The following is a 19676-nucleotide window of genomic DNA, read 5'->3' as shown; positions in this document are numbered from 1 at the left end:
GCCTCTTAGCCGATGTCCGAGAACATTACGACCCCCGCTGAGCAGGGCGCGTTCGCTACGCGGACCCGCACGCTCACCGGATGGGGTCGCACCGCACCCACCTCCGCCGAAGTGCTCTCGACCAGCGATCCCGAGTTGATCGTCCAGGCCGTGCGCATGGTCGCCGAGGACAACGACAGCAAGCCGGCGCACCTGCGACGCGGCGTGATCCCGCGTGGGCTCGGCCGCTCCTACGGCGACAACTCGCAGAACGCGGGTGGCCTGGTCATCGACATGCCCGCGCTGAACAAGATCCACCGGATCGACTCGGCCAGCCGGCTCGTCGACGTCGACGGTGGCGTGAATCTCGACCAGCTGATGAAGGCCGCCCTGCCGTTCGGCCTATGGGTGCCGGTGCTGCCCGGCACCCGGCAGGTCACCGTCGGTGGCGCCATCGGCTCCGACATCCACGGCAAGAACCACCACAGCGCGGGCAGCTTCGGCAACCACGTGCGCTCGATGGACCTGCTGACCGCCGACGGTGAGGTGCGTCACATCACCGCCGGGTCGGACCCCGAGCTGTTCTGGGCGACCATCGGCGGCTGCGGCCTCACCGGCATCATCCTGCGGGCCACCATCGAGATGACCCCCACCGAGACGGCGTACTTCATCGCCGACGGTGACGTCACCACGACGCTGGACGAGACCATCGCCTTCCACAGCGACGGCTCCGAGGGCAAGTACGAGTACAGCTCGGCCTGGTTCGACGCCATCGCCCCGCTGCCCAAGCTGGGCCGCGCCGCCATCTCGCGCGGCAACCTGGCCAAGCTCGACCAGCTGCCCAAGAAGCTGCAGAAGGACCCGCTGCGGTTCAACGGCAAGACCTTCTTCACGCTGCCGGACGTGTTCCCCAACGGCCTGGCCAACAAGTACACCTTCGGGCCGATCGGCGAGGTCTGGTACCGCAAGTCGGGCACCTACCGCGGCAAGGTCCAGAACCTGACGCAGTTCTATCACCCGCTCGACATGCTGGGTGAGTGGAACCGCGGCTACGGTTCCAACGGCTTCCTGCAGTACCAGTTCGTGGTGCCGCCGGAGTCGGTGGAGGAGTTCAAGCGGATCATCATCGACATCCAGAGCTCGGGCTTCTACTCGTTCCTGAATGTGTTCAAGCTGTTCGGACCGGGTAATCAGGCACCGTTGAGCTTCCCGATGGAGGGCTGGAACATCTGCGTCGACTTCCCGATCTCGCGCGGACTCAACGAGTTCGTCACCGATCTGGACCGGCGTGTGCTCGAATTCGGCGGACGGCTCTACACCGCGAAGGACTCGCGCACCACCGCCGAGACCTTCCACAAGATGTACCCGCGGATCGACGAGTGGATCAAGGTCCGCCGCAGCGTCGACCCGACCGGCGTTTTCATGTCCGATATGGCCAGGAGGCTGGAGCTCCAGTGATCAACGCAGTTGGCAACCCGCAGACCATCCTGCTGTTCGGCGGCACCTCCGAGATCGGTCTGGCGATCTGCGCCGAGTACCTGAGCAAGAGCCCGGCCCGGATCGTGCTGGCCAACCTGCCCGGCGACCCGCTGCTCGAGGGCGCGGTGACCACGCTGAAGGCTGCGGGCGCGACCGAGGTCGACGTCATCGACTTCGACGCGCTCGACACCGAGTCGCACGCGAAGGTCGTCGACCAGGCGTTCGCCGCGGGCGACGTCGACGTGGCGATCGTGGCGTTCGGTGTGCTCGGCGACGCCGAGGAGCTGTGGCAGAACCAGCGCAAGGCGGTCATGACCGTCGGCATCAACTACACCGCGGGTGTGTCGGTGGGCGTGCTGGTCGGCGAGAAGTTCAAGGCGCAGGGCCACGGCCGGTTCATCGTGATGTCCTCGGTGGCCGGTGAGCGCGTGCGCCGCTCCAACTTCGTCTACGGCTCCACCAAGGCCGGTCTCGACGGTTTCTACCTGGGCCTGGGCGAGGCGCTGCGGCCGCACGGTCCGCGGGTCACCGTCGTGCGCCCGATGCAGGTGCGCACCTCGGCGACGAAGGCGCACTGGGAGGCCACCGGCTCAAAGGAGGCCCCGCTCACCGTCGACCCCGAGGACGTGGCCCGGCTCGCCGTCGCCGCCTCGGAGAAGGGCACCGAGATCGTCTGGGCACCCGGCGAGGCTCGCTTCCTGATGTCGGCCCTGCGCCACGTCCCCCGCCCCATCTTCCGCAAACTCCCCATCTGATCCCACGCTTCCCGCGAACTGCCGCACCGTCCCCGGACGCTGCGGCAGTTCGCGTTTTGCCGCCCGGCGCCGGTCCGGGGTGGCTCCACTAGGCTGGCCCGGACCGTGAAGGCCGACACCGATCCGGAGGGCAGCGCACCGATGACGACGAACGACGAGGTGCGTCCGGTCCGCCGGATCGGGGCCGGGATCGCCGAGGCGGCCGCGGCCGCGGTGGTGGCGCTGATCGTGGCGGTGGTCGGGCTCTACGCCTTTTCGGCGGTGCAGTGGCCCGCGTTCAACTCCTCCAATGTGACTCGTGCGCTGACCACCGTCGGGCAGGTCGTCGCGGTGGCGCTGCTGGTGGCCGCGGTGCTGCTGATCCGGCTGCGCAAGTGGCCGGTGGTGGCGAAACTGGCTTCCTGGGTGGGTATTTCGGGGTTCGTCACCGTCACCCTGGGGATGCCGCTGGCCGCGACGAAGCTGTATCTGTTCGGTGTCTCGGTCGATCAGGAGTTCCGGACCGAGTACCTCACCCGGCTCACCGACAGCGCGGCACTGCGTGACATGACCTATGTCGACATCCCGCCGTTCTATCCGGCCGGCTGGTTCTGGATCGGCGGCCGGGTCGGCAATGTGCTCGGCATGGACGGCTGGGAAGTGTTCAAGCCGTACGCGATCGGGTTCCTCGCGGTGGCCGCGGTGGTCGCGCTGGTGCTGTGGACGCAGCTGGTGCGGGCCGATCTGGCGGTCGGCGCGGCCGCCGCGGTGACCGCCATGACGCTGGCCTACGCCTCCCCCGAGGCCTACGGCGCGGTGCTGGTCGTATTCATCCCGCCGGTGCTGATCCTGGCCTGGGGTGCGCTGCACCGGAGTTCGGGCGGGTGGGGCGCGGTGCTCGGCACCGGGCTGTTCCTCGGCGTCGCCGCGTGCTTCTACACGCTGTACCTGGCGATCGCGGCGTTCACCGTTGTCCTGATGGCGCTGGTGGCGGCGGGGATCGCGGTGTACGCGCGGCGCGGCGAACAGCGGCCGCGGGTCGGCGGCAAGCGCGCCGACGACGCGGGTCCGGCGCCTTGGCGGGCCGCGCTGCCGCCGCTGGTCAAGCTGGTGGTGATCGGTGCGATCGCCGGGGTGCTCGCGCTGGTGGTGTGGGCGCCGTATCTGCTGAAGATGCTGTCCGGGGCCACGCTGCCGTCCGGTAGCGCGTTCCACTATCTGCCCGAGTCGGGGGCCGAGCTGGCGTTCCCGATGCTGGAGTTCTCGCTGCGCGGCGCGCTGTGCCTGCTCGGGGTGCTGTGGCTGGTGCTGCGGGCGGGGTCGTCGCGGCGGGCGCAGGCGCTGGGGATCGGGGTCGTCGCGATCTATCTGTGGACGCTGCTGTCGATGACGGCGACCGCCGCCGGGACCACGCTGCTGTCGTTCCGGCTGGAGCCGGTGTTGCTCGCGGTGCTCGCCGCGGCGGGCGTCTTCGGATTCGTGGAGGGCGCGGGCGCGCTGTACCGGATCCTGAACGAGCCGGCGCCGCTGCGGATCGCCGCGGCGGTGGTGGCGGTGCTCGGCGCGCTGGCCTTCGCCCAGCACATCCCCACCGTGCTCACCCACGAGATCGACACCGCCTACACCGACACCGTCCCTACCGAGACACCCAATGCGGACGGCACCTTCGGCGAGCGGGCGGACAAGCGCAAGCCGTCGGCCGTGGCGTACTACCACGCGGTGGACGAAGCCCTGCTGGCCCAGACCGGCCGTCCCCGAGACGAATCCGTCGTCCTCACCGCCGACACCAGCTTCCTGGCCTTTTACCCGTACTTCGGATTCCAGGCGCTCACTTCGCATTACGCGAACCCGCTGGCCGACTTCAAGGGCCGCGCCGCCACCATCGCCGCCTGGAGCAAACTGGATTCCTCGCGCGCGCTCCTGGACGCGATGTCCACCGCCCCCTGGCGCGCCCCCGACGCCTTCCTCTTCCGCCGCGACGGCGACACCTACACCCTGCGCCTGGCCGAGGACGTCTACCCCAACGACCCGAATGTCAAGCGCTACACCGTCGCCTTCCCCGAATCCCTCTTCACCGACCCCGCCTTCACCGCCACCGACATCGGCCCCTTCACCCTCATCACCGTCCGCCGCTGAATCAGGAGGTCGGGCGGCCGAGGTGGTGGAGGAGGGCCTGGGTGGGGGTGGGGGCGGGGGCCTCGATGGCGGGGGCGTAGGCGCCCCACTGGCGGAGGGGCTCGAGGAGTTCGGCTTCGGTGCCGGAACCGGGGGCGGGGTGGATGTGGCGGGCCGCCGTGAGGAGGTGGGTGGCGAGGTCGTCGGTGAGGGGGGACGGCTGGCCGGTGGCGACGGCGATGTCCCAGGCGTGGACGGCGGCGTCGAGGGCGGCCATGGTGGCGGCGACCGCGGTGGGGAGCTCGCCGTGCGGCAGCGGGGTCGGGACGGTGGGGGTGGTGTCGGCGACGGTGGACCAGGCGGCGGCGGACTGTTCGACGGCGTCGCGGACCAGGGCCGACGGCTCGCCGTCGATGGCACCGGACGGGGCGAAGGGGTTCTCGGTGGGACCGGGACCGACGCCGAGCGCGGCGGCGTAGGCGAGCTGATCACCCGCGGCGTGCTGCACGACCTGGGTGACCGTCCACTCCGCGCACGGCGTCGGGAGATCCCACTGGTCGGCGCGCACGCCGGCGACCACGTCGGCCAGCGCCGCGTAGGAAGTGGCGACCACGTCGCGCCAGACGGTCTCGAGAGCTGCGGTGTTGTTCATGATGAAGCCTTCCTTCTCGGTGATGACTCCAGCCTAGAAACCCATTAGGCTCGTTTCGTTCCTAATTTCCGACCGAATTCCGGCGAGGTGGAATTGGCCGCGACCACACCCCGCGTCCTGCGGCTGCTGGCCCTGCTCCAGGACCGCGGCTACACCGGACGCGAGCTCGCCGAGCGCCTGGCGATCACCGAACGCACCGTCCGCAACGACATCGCGCGCCTGCGCGAACTCGGCTATCCGGTGCACGCCGACCGCGGCGCCGTGGGCGGCTACCGGCTCGGCCGCGGCGCCACCATGCCTCCACTGCTGCTCGACGACGACGAGGCGGTGGCCGTGGCGCTGTCGCTCGCGGTGGCCCACGACGGCTCCCTCGCCGTCTCCGACCTGGGCGAACAGCTGGTCAGGGCGCAACGCAAGATCGAGCAGATCCTCCCGAAACGCTTGCAGCGCAAGGTCTCCGCCCTGCGCGACGCCACCGAGATCGGCCCGGCGACCACGGGCTCGCGCGAGCCCGACGCCCCGGTCGCCGCGGGCATCCTCACCACCCTGGCCGACGCCGTGCGCCGCACCACCGCGGTGCTCGTGGACGACGACGTGGAGCTGGAACCGTACCGCCTGATCAACTGGCAGCGCCGCTGGTACCTGGTGGCCTACAACATGAATTCCCATGCCTGGGAAGCGATCCCGGCCGCCCGCCTTACCAGGGCCGCCACCACCCCGCGGGTGTTCGCGCCGCGCTCGCTGCCCGATGACGACCTGGTCGCCTTCGTCATGCGCCATATCGCGACCACCGGCTGGCGGGTGCAGGCCAGGGTCACGGTGCTGGCGCCCGCGGAGACCGTGATCGCCCGGATCAATCCCGCGGTCGGCGTTGTCGAACCCGTCGACGCGCGCACCTGCCTGCTGCACACCGGCGCCGACGCGATGGAGACGATCGCGATCTACCTGAGCATGCTGATGATGGATTTCCGGGTCGACGGCCCGCCGGAACTGGTCGCGCATCTGCGCACCCTGGCTCGCCGCTACACCGAGTCGGTCGCGCCGTGATCCCCGCGAAGACGGGTGTCCACACCGCTTGACGGCACTACACTGACTGGTGCGGCATGGTCGCCGCCGGCGGGCGAGGCCCCCGGCGGATGGCGTTGGAATCTTCGATCCTGCACGTCACGGGTCCCCGGCGGCCCGCTATCGGAGGAGGACTCATGTCCGATCCGTTGCACACGCGGGTGTGCCTCACCGGCATGAACCGCACCTGCCCCAGCATCAGCTTCTTCCTGGTGCCCGAGCCGCTGGTCCGCGGCGGGCAGGTACTGCACCTGCTCGAACAGGCACCGGTCGCGGGCCGGACACCGCGACCGAAACCCGATACCGACATGGTCGACCTGATCGAGGCCGCCCGTATGCCGCTGAACACCCGCGGCCTGGCCCGCGTCGAACGCGTGGCCTTCGCGGGCCGCAGGCACGATCCGCCCACCGCGCGCACGGTCCTGCACGATCACCTCATCGAGGAACCGATGCCATGGGGGCTGGACGTGGACGACCCGGCGGAGCTGATGCGCCTGGAGTTGCTGCCCGAGCATCCCATCGGCCCGCGTCGCATCGACGATTTCCAGTCGCATTCGGTCCGCCAGGCGATGGCGGCGGTCTATCGTTATTTCGCGATCGACCAGCGCATACCGCTGGTCTATCACGGCTTCGCCGACCCCGCCGACGGCTGGTTCGCGCTCCGCGCCTCGGCCGCCTGACCGGCCGCGCACCGAGTGTTGTGTCGATCGACACCCGGTAGCTACTGGTATGCGGAGACGCGATAGACCACAATATGTCCGGTCAGTGTCAACAAACCGCACGGTTCGTGTCGCGGGGCGGGTACGCTGCGAATTGTTGAATGTTCGGCCGACCGAAATCAGTTTTGGTAGTGCTGATCGGTACGGATGCAGAGGTATAGCTATGACGCTCAGCCGACCCGAGCGGATCGATCTCCTGCTGACCCGACCGCACCGGCAGGATCGTGAGCCGGCCCCGAGGCAGCAGCTGGAGTCGCTCGGCGCGATCGAACAGACCGTCGTCGACGCCGCGATCGCCATGCTCGCCCCGGGCCAGAAGTTCGCGCTGCTGTGGTCGCTGCAGGTCGGCTCGCACACCGTGGCCGGCGTGCAGGTCAAGGAGCGCGACGGATCGGTGACCAACATGGTGCCGCCGGACGAGGTCCTCGCCTACCTGACCGATCACAAGCGCATGTCCTACGACGCCGACACCGGCGCCTGGCTCAGCGCCGAGATCTTCATCGCCGGTCCCACCCGCTACAAGGCGACCTACTCCACCAGCGCGGTGGCGGAATGGATGCCCGAGGTGACGGTCGAGGATCTGCGCGCCGAATTCGACACCTTCCCCCGCCCCGAGGCCGAGATCCCCGACTGGGCCCGCACCCAGCTCGACTGGAGCAACCGCCGCACCGGCTAGACCCGGTTCTGCCGCGGCGCCGAGTCGCGCACAGGTTCGATGGCTAGCATCACCCCCGTGCTGCGATCCGAACGAGCGTTCACCCGATACCGATTGATCGCCTTGGTCTCCGGGCTCCTGGCTGTCGTCCTCGCGTTGCTGACGCCGCTGTTGCCGGTCCGCCAGGACCGCGCGAGCCTGGACTGGCCGCAGGCGGGCGCGACCAGTGTGGAAGCGCCGCTGGTGTCGTATGTGCCGCAGCAGTTGTCCGCGCAGCTGCCCTGCACCATGCTGCGGGATCTGCCCGAGACCGGCACGACCGTCCTGGCGGGCACCGTGCCCGCGGCCTCCGGGCAGACCTCGCGCGGCCTCACCGTCGCCGTGCGCGACGGCGTGCTCGGCGTGCAGGCGCGCGATGTGCCGATGCTGTCGGCTCCGGTCGCCGAGATCGCGAACTGCGACCGCATCACCATCGAGTCCACCATCGCGGCGACCACCGTCGAGTTCGCCGGCGCCAAGCGCCAGGACGGCAGCCCGTTCCGCAACACGGTCACCGTCGACAAGCGCCCGCAGATCGTGGGCGTCTACACCGACCTGGACGAAGCCGCGCTCGCCGGCGCCCGGCTGCACGCCGACATCGACTCGCGCTTCACCTCCACGCCGACGACGCTGAAGCTGGTGGCGATGATCGTCGCCGCGATCGCCACCCTCGTCGCGCTGATCGCGCTGCACCTGCTCGACACCTCCGACGGCCGCCGCGCGCGCCGCTTCCTGCCCCGGCACTGGTGGCGGATCACCCCCACCGACGTGGTCGTCGTGGCGACGCTGCTGGGCTGGCACCTCATCGGCGCCAACACCTCCGACGACGGTTACATTCTCAATATGGCCCGCGCGTCGGGGCCATCGGGCTACATGGCCAACTACTACCGCTGGTTCGGCGTCCCCGAGGCGCCCTTCGGCTGGTCCTACGAGCTGCTGGCCTGGATGACGAAGATCTCCGACGCCAGCCCGTGGATGCGCCTGCCCGCCCTCGCCGCGGGCCTGGTCTGCTGGGCGGTGATCAGCCGGGAGGTGCTGCCCCGCCTCGGTGCGCGCGTGCGCCGCGACAAGGTGGCGCTGTGGACCGCGGGCCTGGTGTTCCTGGCGTTCTGGCTGCCCTACGACAACGGTCTGCGCCCCGAACCGCTGATCGCCGCGGGCGCGCTGCTCACCTGGTGCCTGATCGAGCGCGCCATCGCCACCGCCCGGCTGCTGCCCGCGGCGCTGGCCATCCTGGTCGCCGCCTTCTCACTGGCCGCCGGACCGACCGGGCTGATCTGCATCGCCGCGCTGATCGCGGGCACCAGGCCGGTCATGCAGATCATCATCAAGCGGGCCCAAGGCGTGCTGCCGCGCCGGATCGCCGCCGATCGGCTTGCGACAGCGGACACGTCGGCCGACAACGCCCCCACGGAGCGACTGTCGCTGGGCGCCAAGATCTTCCGCTACGCCGCGCTGCTGGCCCCCGGCCTGGCCGCGGGCACGGTGGTGCTGATCGTCGTCTTCGCCGACCAGACCCTGGCCACCGTCATGGAGGCGACCCGGGTGCGCACCCTGGTGGGTCCGAATGTCGCGTGGTTCGACGAGCGCACCCGCTGGGATTCGCTGTTCATGCTCTCCCCCGACGGCTCGCTCGCGCGCCGCTTCGGCGTGCTGGTGATGCTGCTGTGCCTGCTCGTGTGCATCCTGCAGGTGCTGCGCAAGGGCCGCATTCCGGGCACCTCACGCGGACCGTCGGTGCGCATTCTGGGCATCGTCTTCGGCGCGCTGCTGCTGATGATGTGGACGCCGACCAAGTGGACCCATCACTTCGGCGTCTACGCGGGCCTGGCCGGGTCGCTGGCCGCGCTGGCGGCGGTCGCGGTGGGCACCAACGGCATCAAGGCCCCGCGTAATCGCGCGCTGTTCGCCGCGGCGGTGCTGTTCCTGCTGGCGTTGACCTTCACCGGGTCCAACGGGTGGTGGTATGTCTCCAGTTACGGCGTGCCGTTCTGGGACAAGGCGCCGCTGGTGGCGGGCAAGGGCATCTCCACCCTGTTCCTCGGCCTGGCCGTGCTGGCGCTGCTGGTGGCGCTCTACTTCCACCTGCGCGACCCGTACCGCGTCGCGCGGGAGTCGAACCGCTTCGACCGCTTCGCCACCATGCCGCTGACCATCGCGGCCGCGCTGCTTGTCCTGTTCGAGGTGGCGTCGATGGCCAAGGGCGCGATCACCCAGTACCCCGCGTACTCGATCGCCAAGTCGAACATCGAGTCCCTGCGCGGCAACACCTGCGGCATGGCCCAGGACGTGCTGGTGGAGACGAACACCGCCGATTCGCTGCTCACCCCCTACACCGGCGCACCGGCCGACGGGCTGAGCGCCGAATCCACCGGCTTCTCCCCCAACGGGGTGGCCGCCGACCTCACCGCCGACGCCGACGAGACCGTGGTGGGCGGCGCCAACTCGGTCGACAAGGACTCCGCCAACAAGACCACCAACACCACCGGCGCAGGCACCGGCGGCGGTACCAGCGCCGAGTCCGGCGTCAACGGCAGCACGGTGGCCCTGCCCTTCGGCCTCGACCCGGCCCGCACGCCGGTGCTCGGCTCCTACCAGGACGGCGTGCAGCAGCAGGCCAAGCTGACCTCGCAGTGGTACCGCCTCGACCTCGACAGCGTCCGCGACAACCCGGACTACCAGGCCCTGGTGGTCACCGCGGCCGGGCGCATCCGCTACGTCGACACCGACGGCGTCGTGCACTACGGCCAGGACCTGCGGCTCGAGTACGGCAGGCACACCGGCGACGGCGCCGTCGAGATGACCGGCTCGATCGCCCCGATGGACATCGGGCCCGCGCCGTCGTGGCGCAACCTGCGGGTGCCGCTGGATCAGCTGCCCGCCGATGTGAACGCGGTGCGCCTGGTCGCCGCCGACAACGACATCACCCAGAAGCAGTGGCTGGCGGTGACCCCGCCGCGCCTGCCCAAGCTGGCCACGCTGCAGTCGGTCGTCGGCGAGACCGATCCGGTGCTGCTGGACTGGCACGTCGGCCTGGCGTTCCCCTGCCAGCGCCCGTTCGACCACCACGACGGGGTCGCCGAGGCGCCCAAGTGGCGGATCCTGCCGGACCGGGTCGGCTCCGACGCCTCCAACGCCTGGCAGGACGACATCGGCGGCGGCCCGCTCGGGTGGACAGGACTGCTGCTGAAGGCCGAGACTGTGCCCACCTACCTCGATCACGATCTGGGCCGGGACTGGGGCGCGCTGGAGCGGTTCACGCCGTATCAGCCCGCGCCGCCCGCCGAGATCACGGTGACGGTGGTGGAGCAGTCGGGCCGGGCGAAGGAGCCCGCGATCCGGGCGCAGTAGGGACTCTGCCAGCGGAAGGGCAGTGACCGGGCGTATACGCACGCTCGGCGCGAAAATCCTAGCGGCCGTTAGCGTTTCGTGTACGTGAAACGACTGTAAATGCCTGCCGAATGCCCTTCACACGCGAGTTTGAGCACGTACGCTGTTGGGTATGACAGGAGCCTTCGATGACATGGATCTGGGAGATCTCGTCGAGCTGCTCAGCGACGACGAGAAAAAAGAACTACGACCGGCCGTGATGCGGGTGCTGGAAAGACTGCCTTCGCAAGAGGTGTTACGCCGCGACCTCAACCGTCGCATGCTCAACGTCTGACTCCTGCTACCCCCGTATACGACCGAAGGCGCGGACCACCGAAGTGGTCCGCGCCTTCTTACTGTCGCGGTGGGGTCAGAACACCCGCAGCGGGCCGGGGGTCCACAGCCCGGTCCTGGTCTCGGTGCCGGTGCTCAGCTGGGCGGGCTCGCCCTTGAGGTACTGGTTGTAGCGTTCCAGCGAACCCCAGTCCCTGGCCCAGTCGTCCTTCAGGTAGGTCGGGATGGTGACCCGGCTCGCCAGCATCTGCGAGAAGCCGAGCGGGCCGCCGAACTCCTCGGCCTGCCAGGTGTCGGTGGACGAGATGGCCAGCGGACGGTCCGGCAGGATGCGGTAGTTCGGCACCTCGGCGACGCCGTTCTTGTGCGCGAACGGCCGTTGGCAGGGGAACTGCAGGCCCACGGCCCAGTCCAGCAGCACCGGCTGGGTGCGGCCGATGTAGGCGTCCAGCGTCTGCAGCTTGGGCACCCGCGGCGGGGTGAACGCCAGCCACTGGTCACCGATCAGGATCGGGTCGTTGGCCATCAGCCGGACCGCGTTCGCCTCGGCGGGCAGGTCAGCCAGCGGGACGCGCAGGTTGCGCCAGGACGGGAACGGGCCGATGTCGCGGGGCAGGTAGGTGCCCAGCGGGGTGACGCTGCCGTCCGGGTTGCGGGTGCCGTACTCGACCAGCAGCGACTGGCCGTACTTGTCGGCGCCGGTGTCGTCCTTGGAGGCGATGCGCCCCGCCGCGGAGATCACCACCAGCGGCGCGTCCTCGGAGCGGGCGGGCAGCCCGTACCAGGCCGACTCCAGGTGCGCGGGCTGCTGCACGCCCTCCTGGTAGGAGCCCAGGATCGGGGTCTGCGCCGGATCCAGGCCGAACGGCAGCGCCACGGTCGACCCGTTGACGCCGCGCGCGCCCTCACCGCCGCCGGTGCCCGCGCTCTCGCCCTCGGCGAAGGCGGCGCCGACCGACTGGTTGCTGGTGTTGCCGGTACCCGGCTTCACCTCCACCGCGTCGGCGGACAGATCGCTGGGGACCCCGTTGGGCGTGAAGCCCACGGCGTCGGTGCCCGCGAGCGGGTCGTTCGGGTCGGTGAACGGGCGGGCCGGGTCGACGATCGGGTCGAGCCTGCCGCCGTTCGGGTCGGTCTCCACGAGCACGTCGTTGGCCAGGCCGCAGGCGTTGCCGCCGATCGCGTCGAAGTTGGAGCGCGCCAGCGAGTACGCCGGGTACTGCTGGGTGGCGCCCTTGACCAGCGACAACACCTCGAAGGCCACCATCAGCCCGACCACGACGGTGAGCGGGATGGCGGCGAACTTGCGAATCCGCCTGCCCCGCTTCGTCTTCGCCGACGGCTGCGGTTTCACGTAGTCCTCGCGCAGCGCGTACCAGCCCACCAGGGCCAGCGCCAGGCCGAACAGGATGAGCATCACCGTGTTGGAGTTGACCCCGCGCAGCGAGATGGTCTTGTCGAACCACGGCACGCCGTAGCTGGAGACGTACCAGTAGCCGTTGATGCCCGAGAACGACAGCGCGAGCACGAACAGCAGACCCGCCAGGAAGATGGCCCGGTTCTTGCGTGAGCGCAGCGCGCTCTGCGAGACGGCCACCGCCGTCACCGCGGCCAGCGAACCGGCGATGCCCGCGTACGCGCCGAAGTGGTGGGTCCACTTGGTCGGGTTGAACATCATGAAGAAGATCGTGCCGAAGACGATCCCCATCAGCCGCCAGGTCGGACCCGAGGCGATGCCGGGCACCTGGCGGCGGCGCAGCAGCACCAGCAGCGTGGTGAACAGGCACAGCAGCATCACCAGGAAGGCGAAGCGCCGGGCCAGCGAGCCGTCGACGGTCTCGACGAACATGTAGTAGTAGCGCAGGTAGTCCTCGTACCAGGCCAGGTTCGGGCCGGTGGCCTGGCGCACCCGGTTGGCCTCCTGGATACCGGCGAAGGTCTGGTCGCCGTAGACCACCACCAGCACCAGCAGCCCGGCCGAGGCGATCGGGGCCAGCAGCGCGGCGGTGCCGAACTGGCGGTGCCTGCGCACCACGATCCGCACCAGCGGCCGGATACCGGCCAGCAGCGCGGCCACGCACATCAGCCCGGTCGGGGCGGCGGCCAGGGTGAACGCGGCGATCAGCACCGCGATGCCTGCGGGCAGCAGCCGGCCGGTGGCGATGGCGCGCTCGATGGAGACCCAGGTGAGCAGCGCGCCGAGGGCGACGATCGGCTCGGACCGCAGGCCGTTGTCGAAGGGCAGCCAGAAGGCCAGGAACACCAGGCCGCCGGTCCACAGCGCCACCTGCGAACGCTTCACCGCGTTGCCGAGACGGGGCACCACCTCGCGGCTGATGACCATCCAGCACAGGATGCCGCACAGCAGCGCGGGCAGGCGCACCCACGGGCTGGCCGTGGAGATCTCGGCGAAGACCTGGATGACGTAGTAGTACCAGCCGAACGGCGCCTCGGGCACGCCGTACCAGCGGAAGTAGTTGGCCATGTAGCCCGCGTCGGGCGCCACCCGCACCATCGAGAGGATGTAGCCGTCGTCGGAGGTGTTGGCGCCGACGAAATGCCAGACCAGCAGCGTGCCGATGACGGCACCGTCGGCCCAGGTGGGCCGCAGCCAGTTGCGCGGCAGGAACCGGCGGTGCCCGCGCCCGTCGCTGCCGTCGAGCTGGGCCAGCGCGCCCAGCGCCAGCAGCGTGCACAGCACCGCGGCGACGATCGCGACCAGCTTGATCAGCGAGGGGCTGGAGGAGAACCGCGAGTCGATCGTGGAGGTCAGCGACAGCCCCTGCGGGACACCGCCCTTCAGATCGGAGAAGACACCGACGATCTGCGGGCGCAGGTCACCGGCGAGCTGACCCTGCACCGGCACCTGCACGGTCTCGACCGCGCCGGGCTGACCGGCGATCGGCCGCTCGATCTCCTTGGTCATGCCGCGGAACTCGGCCGTGGTGCGGTTCCGGTCCGAGCTGATGACGATGGCCGAGCACTGGTCCATCGCCGCGCGGTCGGCCGAGGCCACCACCGCGTTGCGATCGACCACGTCGACCGAGGTGTCGGAGACACGCACGAACAGCGCTTCCAGCGCGGCCCGGTCGCCCTGCGGCGGCGCGGTGGCCAGCAGCATGCCGCCCTGCTCGGGCAGGGTCGCGACGGCCGAGCAGGGGATGGTGGCGTTCAGGTCGATCGGCACCTGTGACATCAGCGGCGCCTGGATATTGCCGAGCTTGCCGTTCTGCGGCCAGTTCAGCTGCGCGGTCGTCTGGGTGACCGGCAGGAACGGCGTCGCCAGCGCGAACAGGGCGCCGAGGAGTCCGGCGACGAGTGCGATCCATTTGGCGGTCCGGAAATCCTTCGCGGACGCCACCGGCTCGGCGGGCGGCTTGGTGAGAACAGCTGTTGCGGCGTCTGGCACGGTTCGCCATGGTATCCGCACCCCGGTACTTGTGAGGGGTCGCACGCCACGCCGCCGGACATGCATCAGGCTATGGTGTGAAGTTCAAGCGTTTCATTAAGGGTGCCACGTGCGCCGACCGTGTCGCGCGGGGCGTCGGAGTGATCCGCTCCGCCGTTTCCGCTTCATGCTTCCCGGCTATCGATAGAGGTCCGGCCGGGAGTACGGGCGAATCGCCGGGCGCGGCACAGGAGTTTTTCGATGTTACCAGTGTGCACGGTGCATATAGATAAAAAGCGTAGTAACTGTTACGCGCGGTAACAGTCCGGCATTTTAATCAATTTCCGAGACCGCGTGGTCCGAACCGCGAAAGTTCCCGAATGAAATGGTAGGCGCGAATAACAGGGTGCGAAAACGAGCCTTTCGTACTCTTGAACACGACAACTTCACATTCGGTGAAGTTGTCGAATTCTCCAAAGGAGTACGCAATGTTCGACAGCAAACTCTTCGCACGAGCAGCAGTCGCGACCGCCGGGTGTGCCGTCGCCGCGGCGACGTTCGGGATCGGTCCCGCCGCGGCGCAGACCTCCACCACCGTCAGCCCGGCGGGCGCGGCGGTGCAGGCCACCAACCAGGGCGTGGTCAAGGCCGTGGCCGGCGGTGTCACCATCACCTGCAACACCTCGACCGCGACCGGCACCGTCCCGGCCGCGCCGAACAACACCAACCCCAGCGGGCCGGTCACCGTGCCGATCAGCGCGCCCACCTTCACCGGCTGCTCGACCAGCATGTGGGGCGTGAGCGCGACGGTGACCACCAGCGGCAGCTGGTCGATCACCGGCCAGAACGGCTCGCCGATCTCGGGTTCGATCAACGTCCCGACCGGCGGCATGGTCATCCAGACCAGCGGGCTGGCCTCCTGCAAGGTGGTGGTGGCACCCACCGCGCCCGCCTCGCTGGCAGGCACCTGGACCAACGGCAACCCCTCGACGGTCCAGGCGACCAACTCGCCCGCGCCCATCAAGGTGACCGGCGGCTTCGGCTGCCCGACCAGCGCCACCACCGGAACGGTGACCGGCGTGTACAAGGTCACCAACACCACCACCCCGTCGGTGCCGATCACGGTCGGCCCCTGACAATTACCGGGTGATCAATTCGGCTGACCACCTACCCGGCCGGTCGGTTCGAATTCGGTGAATTGCCTGCCCCGCGATAAAAGAACCCGCGTGCGTCTCGCACTCGCACGCGGGTTCCATCCACATAGTAGGCAATATTCGCGACGGGTGCCGCACACCCGATACCCGGCCGCGATTTCACCACCGGACCGGGGTCCGCGCGCGGCGCGCGCGGACCCCGGTCTCTTCCTGACCCCTCCCCTCCCTAGACTCGATCCCATGACCAAGGTGAATCTCGATACCAACCACGGACAGATCGTGCTCGAGTTGGACGACCAGGCCGCGCCGAACACGGTCGCCAACTTCGTCGATTACGTGAAGGCGGGCCACTACAACGGGACCGTGTTCCACCGCGTCATCCCCAACTTCATGATCCAGGGCGGCGGCTTCGAGCCCGGCCTGAAGCAGAAGCCCACCCAGGCCGCGATCCAGAACGAGGCCGCCAACGGCCTGAAGAACGACAAGTACACCGTCGCGATGGCCCGCACCAACGACCCGCACTCGGCCACCGCCCAGTTCTTCATCAACGTCTCCGACAACGCCTTCCTCAACCACACCGCCCCCCAGGGCCAGGGTTGGGGCTACGCCGTCTTCGGCAAGGTCGTCGAGGGCACCGAGGTCGTCGACAAGATCGCCGCCGTCCCCACCGGCAACGCGGGCCCCCACCAGGACGTCCCCAAAGCCGACGTCGTCATCGAATCCGCTTCGATCGCCTGATCTTTCGCCGCCACCGAGCCGCCACCGGCACCATCGGTGGCGGCTCGATGCGTCACCTGACCCATCACCACAGCCCCCGGCTCGGGCAAACTGACTTCGAGTGGGAACCGACCTGGACGTCGCCGCGTCCAAGTCTTGTAGAAGCGAGTGGTACCGGGCGAGAAACTGGGAGAGCTGTGCGAAGCGCTGGAATGATGAGGTTGGCGGTCGGCGCTGTTGCGGTATCGGCAGTGGTCGCCGGATGTGACGGGGGCGGGGAGACCGCGGCTCCACAGACGACTGTTCGCGATCCGGACAAGATCGTCGTTTTCAACGTGTGCAGTCAGTTGAGTGATGAGGTGCTGCGCGGAGCTGGGTTGGATCCGGCGACGAAGAATGTGGTGACCGATCCACCAAGCGGTCCGTCGACTTGGCGAGTCTGCAACTGGAAACCTCTCGACGACCGCTTCGGCAGTGGTAGCCGCCGTGTCGGCGTGTTTTCAACCAGCCACACACTGGCGGAAACCCGAGTCAAGGACAGTGTGAGCGATGTCCGCCCGACGACAGTTGGCGGCCGAGAGGGCATCACGTTCAAAGAGAGCGCCGATCCGGACAGCTGCTACGTTGCATTCGAGGCAGGTCAGGGCATGTTCGAAGTGCATGCAGGCTGGTTGAGCAGCACAGGCACGCGGACCGGGGATCTGTGCGACATGGCTGTTGGTTACGCGGCGAACCTCGAGCCGCATCTTCCGAAGTAGGGGGATTTCATGACGGATCAAGCCGCATACTGGCGCAATCTGAAGCAGCAAGCAGTCGCCGGAAGCTTCCGCATGGAGGAGGGGCTGGGTGAGGCCTTGCGCGCTGCCTGCGAGCAGTATGTGACCGCGTTGCAGGACCTGAAGTTCGGCACGAAAGAAGTCGCCCATCTCTCCGGTTGGGGCGGCCTCGAGACCGCGCTCATATTGAAGGCGAAGTACGAGGCGAAAGCCATCACCGGCAGCGGGGACGACCCGAACGACTCGGCCGACAAACGACTCGCAACGCACATCGAAATCGCTGAACTCATGCGCGACACCTTCGCCGCCGCGATCGGCAAACTCCAGTCCGTCGACGGACAGAACGCCGGCGACCTCACCGCGACCGGACAGGCGATCTGATGCCGCTTCCACTGATCGCGCTGGCCGTCGTCGCGGTCGCCGCTGTCGCCGCCGAGGGCGAGGCAATCTACGACAACTACAGCACCTCGCACGACGAAGCGAAGGCGCGCGGCGACCTCGGGACCGCCGCGAACGACGCGGTCAGCGGGGACCGCACGATCATCGAGTCCGAGCGGGCACGGCTCGAGTCGGGATTCGACGGCACCTACGCCAAAGCCGAGCTGACCGGCAAGCTCGAGAGCTTCTCGACGCTGTCGCATCAGGAGATCTGGGACGCGCTGAACGGCAGCGGCGACAAGCCGGGCGTCTCGGCGGGCGAGATCAACGCGGGCGCCGATGGCTGGCGGCGCCTGGTGACCGGGATGTCCACGGCGGTGACCGATTTCCGCACCAAGATCGACACCGCGATCAATCAGGGCTGGTCCGGCAACACCGCGAACGCGGCGATCGACGGTGTGCGCGCCTACGCGAGCGAAGCGGAGAAGCTGCCGACCACCTTCCAGATGGTCGCCAACGGCATCGACCTGATGGAAGGCGCGCTGCTGCAGGCGAAGATGGCGATCGACAAGCCCAAAGAGCTGTCCTGGGACGGGAAACTGACCGCCTGGATTCCGGACGGCGGACTCCTCAAGGACGAGCAGTACCGCATCGACGAGGCCGAACGCGCCGCGCAGGAGATCCTGGAGCGCGTGTACAAGCCGCAGGCGGTGGTCGCCGACGAGAAGACACCGGTGCTCGCGGTGCCCAAGAACACGATCGGCGAGATCGGGCAGCCCGCCGACGACGGCAACGGCGGCGCCACGAACAACAACAACGGCAACGGCGACAACGGGACGACGTCGAACGACGACCAGGCCGTGCCGCAGTCGACGCTTCCGCAGTCCACCGACGAGGAAACCACGTCGCCGTCGACCGAGGACACCGGCGACGACGCCGGTGACGACAGCTCCGGCGAGGACGACACCACCGCGTCGTCGACCACCCCCGGCACCGAGACCACTCCCACCGGAACCACACCGGGCACCACCACACCGGGGACCACGCCCGGCGGACCGGGCTCCGGCGGCGGACCCGGGGGCGGCGGCTCGCCCGGCCTCGGCACCACGTCGCAGAACCCGACCGCGGGCCGTCCCGTGGCCGGTACGCCCGCGGGGAACCAGGCCGCCGCGGCCGCGGCGGGCAGAGGTGGCGCCGCCGGTGGTCGCGGCATGTCCGGTATGCCGGGCATGATGGGCGGCGGCGGGCGTGGCGCCGGGAACAACAACGACGACGACGAGCACACCTCGCCCGACTACCTGATCCAGGATCGCGAATCCGAACTCATCGGCGAGCTGCCGCCCACGCTGCCCCCGGGCGGGGTGATCGGCGGGTGAGCGGCCCGCGCTGGCGCCTGGACGGGCTCGCCGTCACCATCGCGCTGGAGGCGAACGGGCGCGACCGCCTCCCCTACCCGCTGCGGTACAAGCCCGAAATCCGGGAGACCGCCCAGGAATTCGCCGCTCGCCGGGCGCGCAGTGCCCAGCGGCTCCAGCGGGTCTACGACGAATCGTTCCACCGCGCGCTGGAGATCCTGCTGGAACCGCGCACGCGGGTCGAGGTGCACGGTTTCCACGGGCCCGAGCAGAAGCAGAGCGTCGGCATCCACGCGGGCATCGTCGGGTCCGAAGCTGTTGTGGCGGTGCAGTTCTCGGAGCGCGACCGGCGCGACGGCGGCGACATCGAACTGAGTTGCCATCCCGCGCACCAGGTCGCGGCGGAGATCGTCGCCCTCCTGCCGCGGTGCGCGGGCGGCACCCACCCGCGGTTCGAGGGCAGGCGCGGCGATCTCGAAGCGCCGGTCTACTCCCGGCATCCGACGCAACTCTCCGACACCGAACGCCTGCAGAAGTTCCTGAAACGCCACCGCTGCGGCACCGGCGAGATCGCCGTATACCCCGGCTTCGAGATCGACGCCCGCCCCACCACCGACGGCAGCGCCTTCCTCTGGCTGGACTACCCCGGCGACGGCCGCTACCTCATGCAGCACCACGACGCCGAGAACTTCACCGTCATCCCGGGCCCACCCGACGAGATCACCCGCCGCCTCCAAACCCGCATCACCACGGTGAGCGGACGCCTTTCGCACCGGTGACCGGGCACGGGCCACGCAGGCCCGTGCCG

General features: G+C 69.2%; 16 protein-coding genes. 14 read left to right on the top strand and 2 right to left on the bottom strand.

Annotation, left to right across the window (positions count from 1 at the left end; genetic code table 11):
- Positions 1-12 precede the first annotated feature (12 nt).
- The 3 genes from EL493_RS04635 to EL493_RS04625 all read left to right on the top strand — a co-directional run bounded on the left by EL493_RS04635 (position 13) and on the right by EL493_RS04625 (position 4328).
- Entirely contained in the window at positions 13-1437 is a 1425-nt protein-coding gene (locus tag EL493_RS04635; protein WP_019044433.1) for an FAD-binding oxidoreductase, read from the top strand.
- Positions 1434-2213 carry a decaprenylphospho-beta-D-erythro-pentofuranosid-2-ulose 2-reductase gene (locus tag EL493_RS04630; RefSeq protein WP_019044432.1) on the top strand — a complete coding sequence of 260 codons (780 nt, stop codon included), beginning with the start codon at positions 1434-1436 and terminating at the stop codon, positions 2211-2213. The genes EL493_RS04635 and EL493_RS04630 overlap by 4 nt, the downstream gene beginning before the upstream one ends.
- A 141-nt stretch (positions 2214-2354) precedes the next feature.
- Positions 2355-4328: a galactan 5-O-arabinofuranosyltransferase gene (locus EL493_RS04625; protein ID WP_081723135.1), complete on the top strand. Its 1974-nt coding sequence runs from the start codon at positions 2355-2357 to the stop codon at positions 4326-4328.
- Position 4329: 1 nt separating this feature from the next.
- On the opposite strand, the gene EL493_RS04620 is transcribed toward EL493_RS04625, so the two are convergent.
- On the bottom strand, positions 4330-4959 hold the full coding sequence (locus EL493_RS04620) for a TIGR03086 family metal-binding protein (RefSeq protein WP_019044430.1): 630 nt from the start codon (positions 4957-4959) through the stop codon (positions 4330-4332).
- A 93-nt stretch (positions 4960-5052) separates the two neighbouring features.
- Between EL493_RS04620 and EL493_RS04615 the strand changes: the two genes are divergently transcribed.
- The 5 genes from EL493_RS04615 to EL493_RS32180 all read left to right on the top strand — a co-directional run bounded on the left by EL493_RS04615 (position 5053) and on the right by EL493_RS32180 (position 11101).
- The gene (locus tag EL493_RS04615) at positions 5053-6006 is read left to right on the top strand and encodes a helix-turn-helix transcriptional regulator (RefSeq protein ID WP_030201781.1); all 954 of its coding nucleotides are present in this window, start codon (positions 5053-5055) and stop codon (positions 6004-6006) included.
- 155 nt (positions 6007-6161) lie between these two features.
- Entirely contained in the window at positions 6162-6704 is a 543-nt protein-coding gene (locus EL493_RS04610; protein ID WP_019044428.1) for a hypothetical protein, read from the top strand.
- 202 nt (positions 6705-6906) lie between these two features.
- Positions 6907-7419: a hypothetical protein gene (locus EL493_RS04605; RefSeq protein ID WP_030201779.1), complete on the top strand. Its 513-nt coding sequence runs from the start codon at positions 6907-6909 to the stop codon at positions 7417-7419.
- 39 nt (positions 7420-7458) lie between these two features.
- Positions 7459-10788: an arabinosyltransferase domain-containing protein gene (locus EL493_RS04600; RefSeq protein ID WP_030201776.1), complete on the top strand. Its 3330-nt coding sequence runs from the start codon at positions 7459-7461 to the stop codon at positions 10786-10788.
- 151 nt (positions 10789-10939) lie between these two features.
- Entirely contained in the window at positions 10940-11101 is a 162-nt protein-coding gene (locus EL493_RS32180; protein ID WP_167686195.1) for a hypothetical protein, read from the top strand.
- Positions 11102-11176: 75 nt separating this feature from the next.
- Here the strand turns inward: EL493_RS32180 and EL493_RS04595 are convergent, their stop codons facing one another.
- A complete protein-coding gene (locus EL493_RS04595) occupies positions 11177-14509 on the bottom strand; it encodes an arabinosyltransferase domain-containing protein (protein WP_030201775.1) in 3333 nt (1110 codons plus the stop codon).
- A 467-nt stretch (positions 14510-14976) separates the two neighbouring features.
- Here EL493_RS04595 and EL493_RS04590 point away from each other — a divergent pair, with 467 nt between their 5' ends.
- The 6 genes from EL493_RS04590 to EL493_RS04565 all read left to right on the top strand — a co-directional run bounded on the left by EL493_RS04590 (position 14977) and on the right by EL493_RS04565 (position 19647).
- Complete coding sequence (locus EL493_RS04590) at positions 14977-15624, top strand: hypothetical protein (protein WP_019044423.1); 648 nt, start codon at positions 14977-14979, stop codon at positions 15622-15624.
- A gap of 258 nt (positions 15625-15882) precedes the next feature.
- Positions 15883-16380, top strand: coding sequence for a peptidylprolyl isomerase (locus EL493_RS04585; RefSeq protein ID WP_019044422.1), 498 nt, complete (start codon positions 15883-15885; stop codon positions 16378-16380).
- A gap of 200 nt (positions 16381-16580) precedes the next feature.
- Positions 16581-17117 (top strand): DUF3558 domain-containing protein, encoded by a 537-nt coding sequence (locus EL493_RS04580; protein WP_162178119.1) that lies wholly within the window; start codon positions 16581-16583, stop codon positions 17115-17117.
- Between the two features lie 9 nt (positions 17118-17126).
- Positions 17127-17516 (top strand): hypothetical protein, encoded by a 390-nt coding sequence (locus tag EL493_RS04575; protein WP_019044421.1) that lies wholly within the window; start codon positions 17127-17129, stop codon positions 17514-17516.
- Positions 17516-18889, top strand: a complete 1374-nt coding sequence (locus tag EL493_RS04570; protein WP_019044420.1) for a PPE domain-containing protein — start codon at positions 17516-17518, stop codon at positions 18887-18889. The genes EL493_RS04575 and EL493_RS04570 overlap by 1 nt, the downstream gene beginning before the upstream one ends.
- A complete protein-coding gene (locus tag EL493_RS04565) occupies positions 18886-19647 on the top strand; it encodes an ESX secretion-associated protein EspG (RefSeq protein ID WP_019044419.1) in 762 nt (253 codons plus the stop codon). Before EL493_RS04570 ends, EL493_RS04565 begins: the two co-directional genes overlap by 4 nt.
- Positions 19648-19676: the final 29 nt, after the last annotated feature.

It is taken from the genome of Nocardia asteroides, assembly GCF_900637185.1.
In the GTDB taxonomy this organism is placed as follows: Bacteria; Actinomycetota; Actinomycetes; order Mycobacteriales; family Mycobacteriaceae; genus Nocardia; species Nocardia asteroides.
The sequence above is the reverse complement of the archived record's forward strand: the minus strand, read 5'-3'. Positions and strand labels throughout refer to the sequence as shown.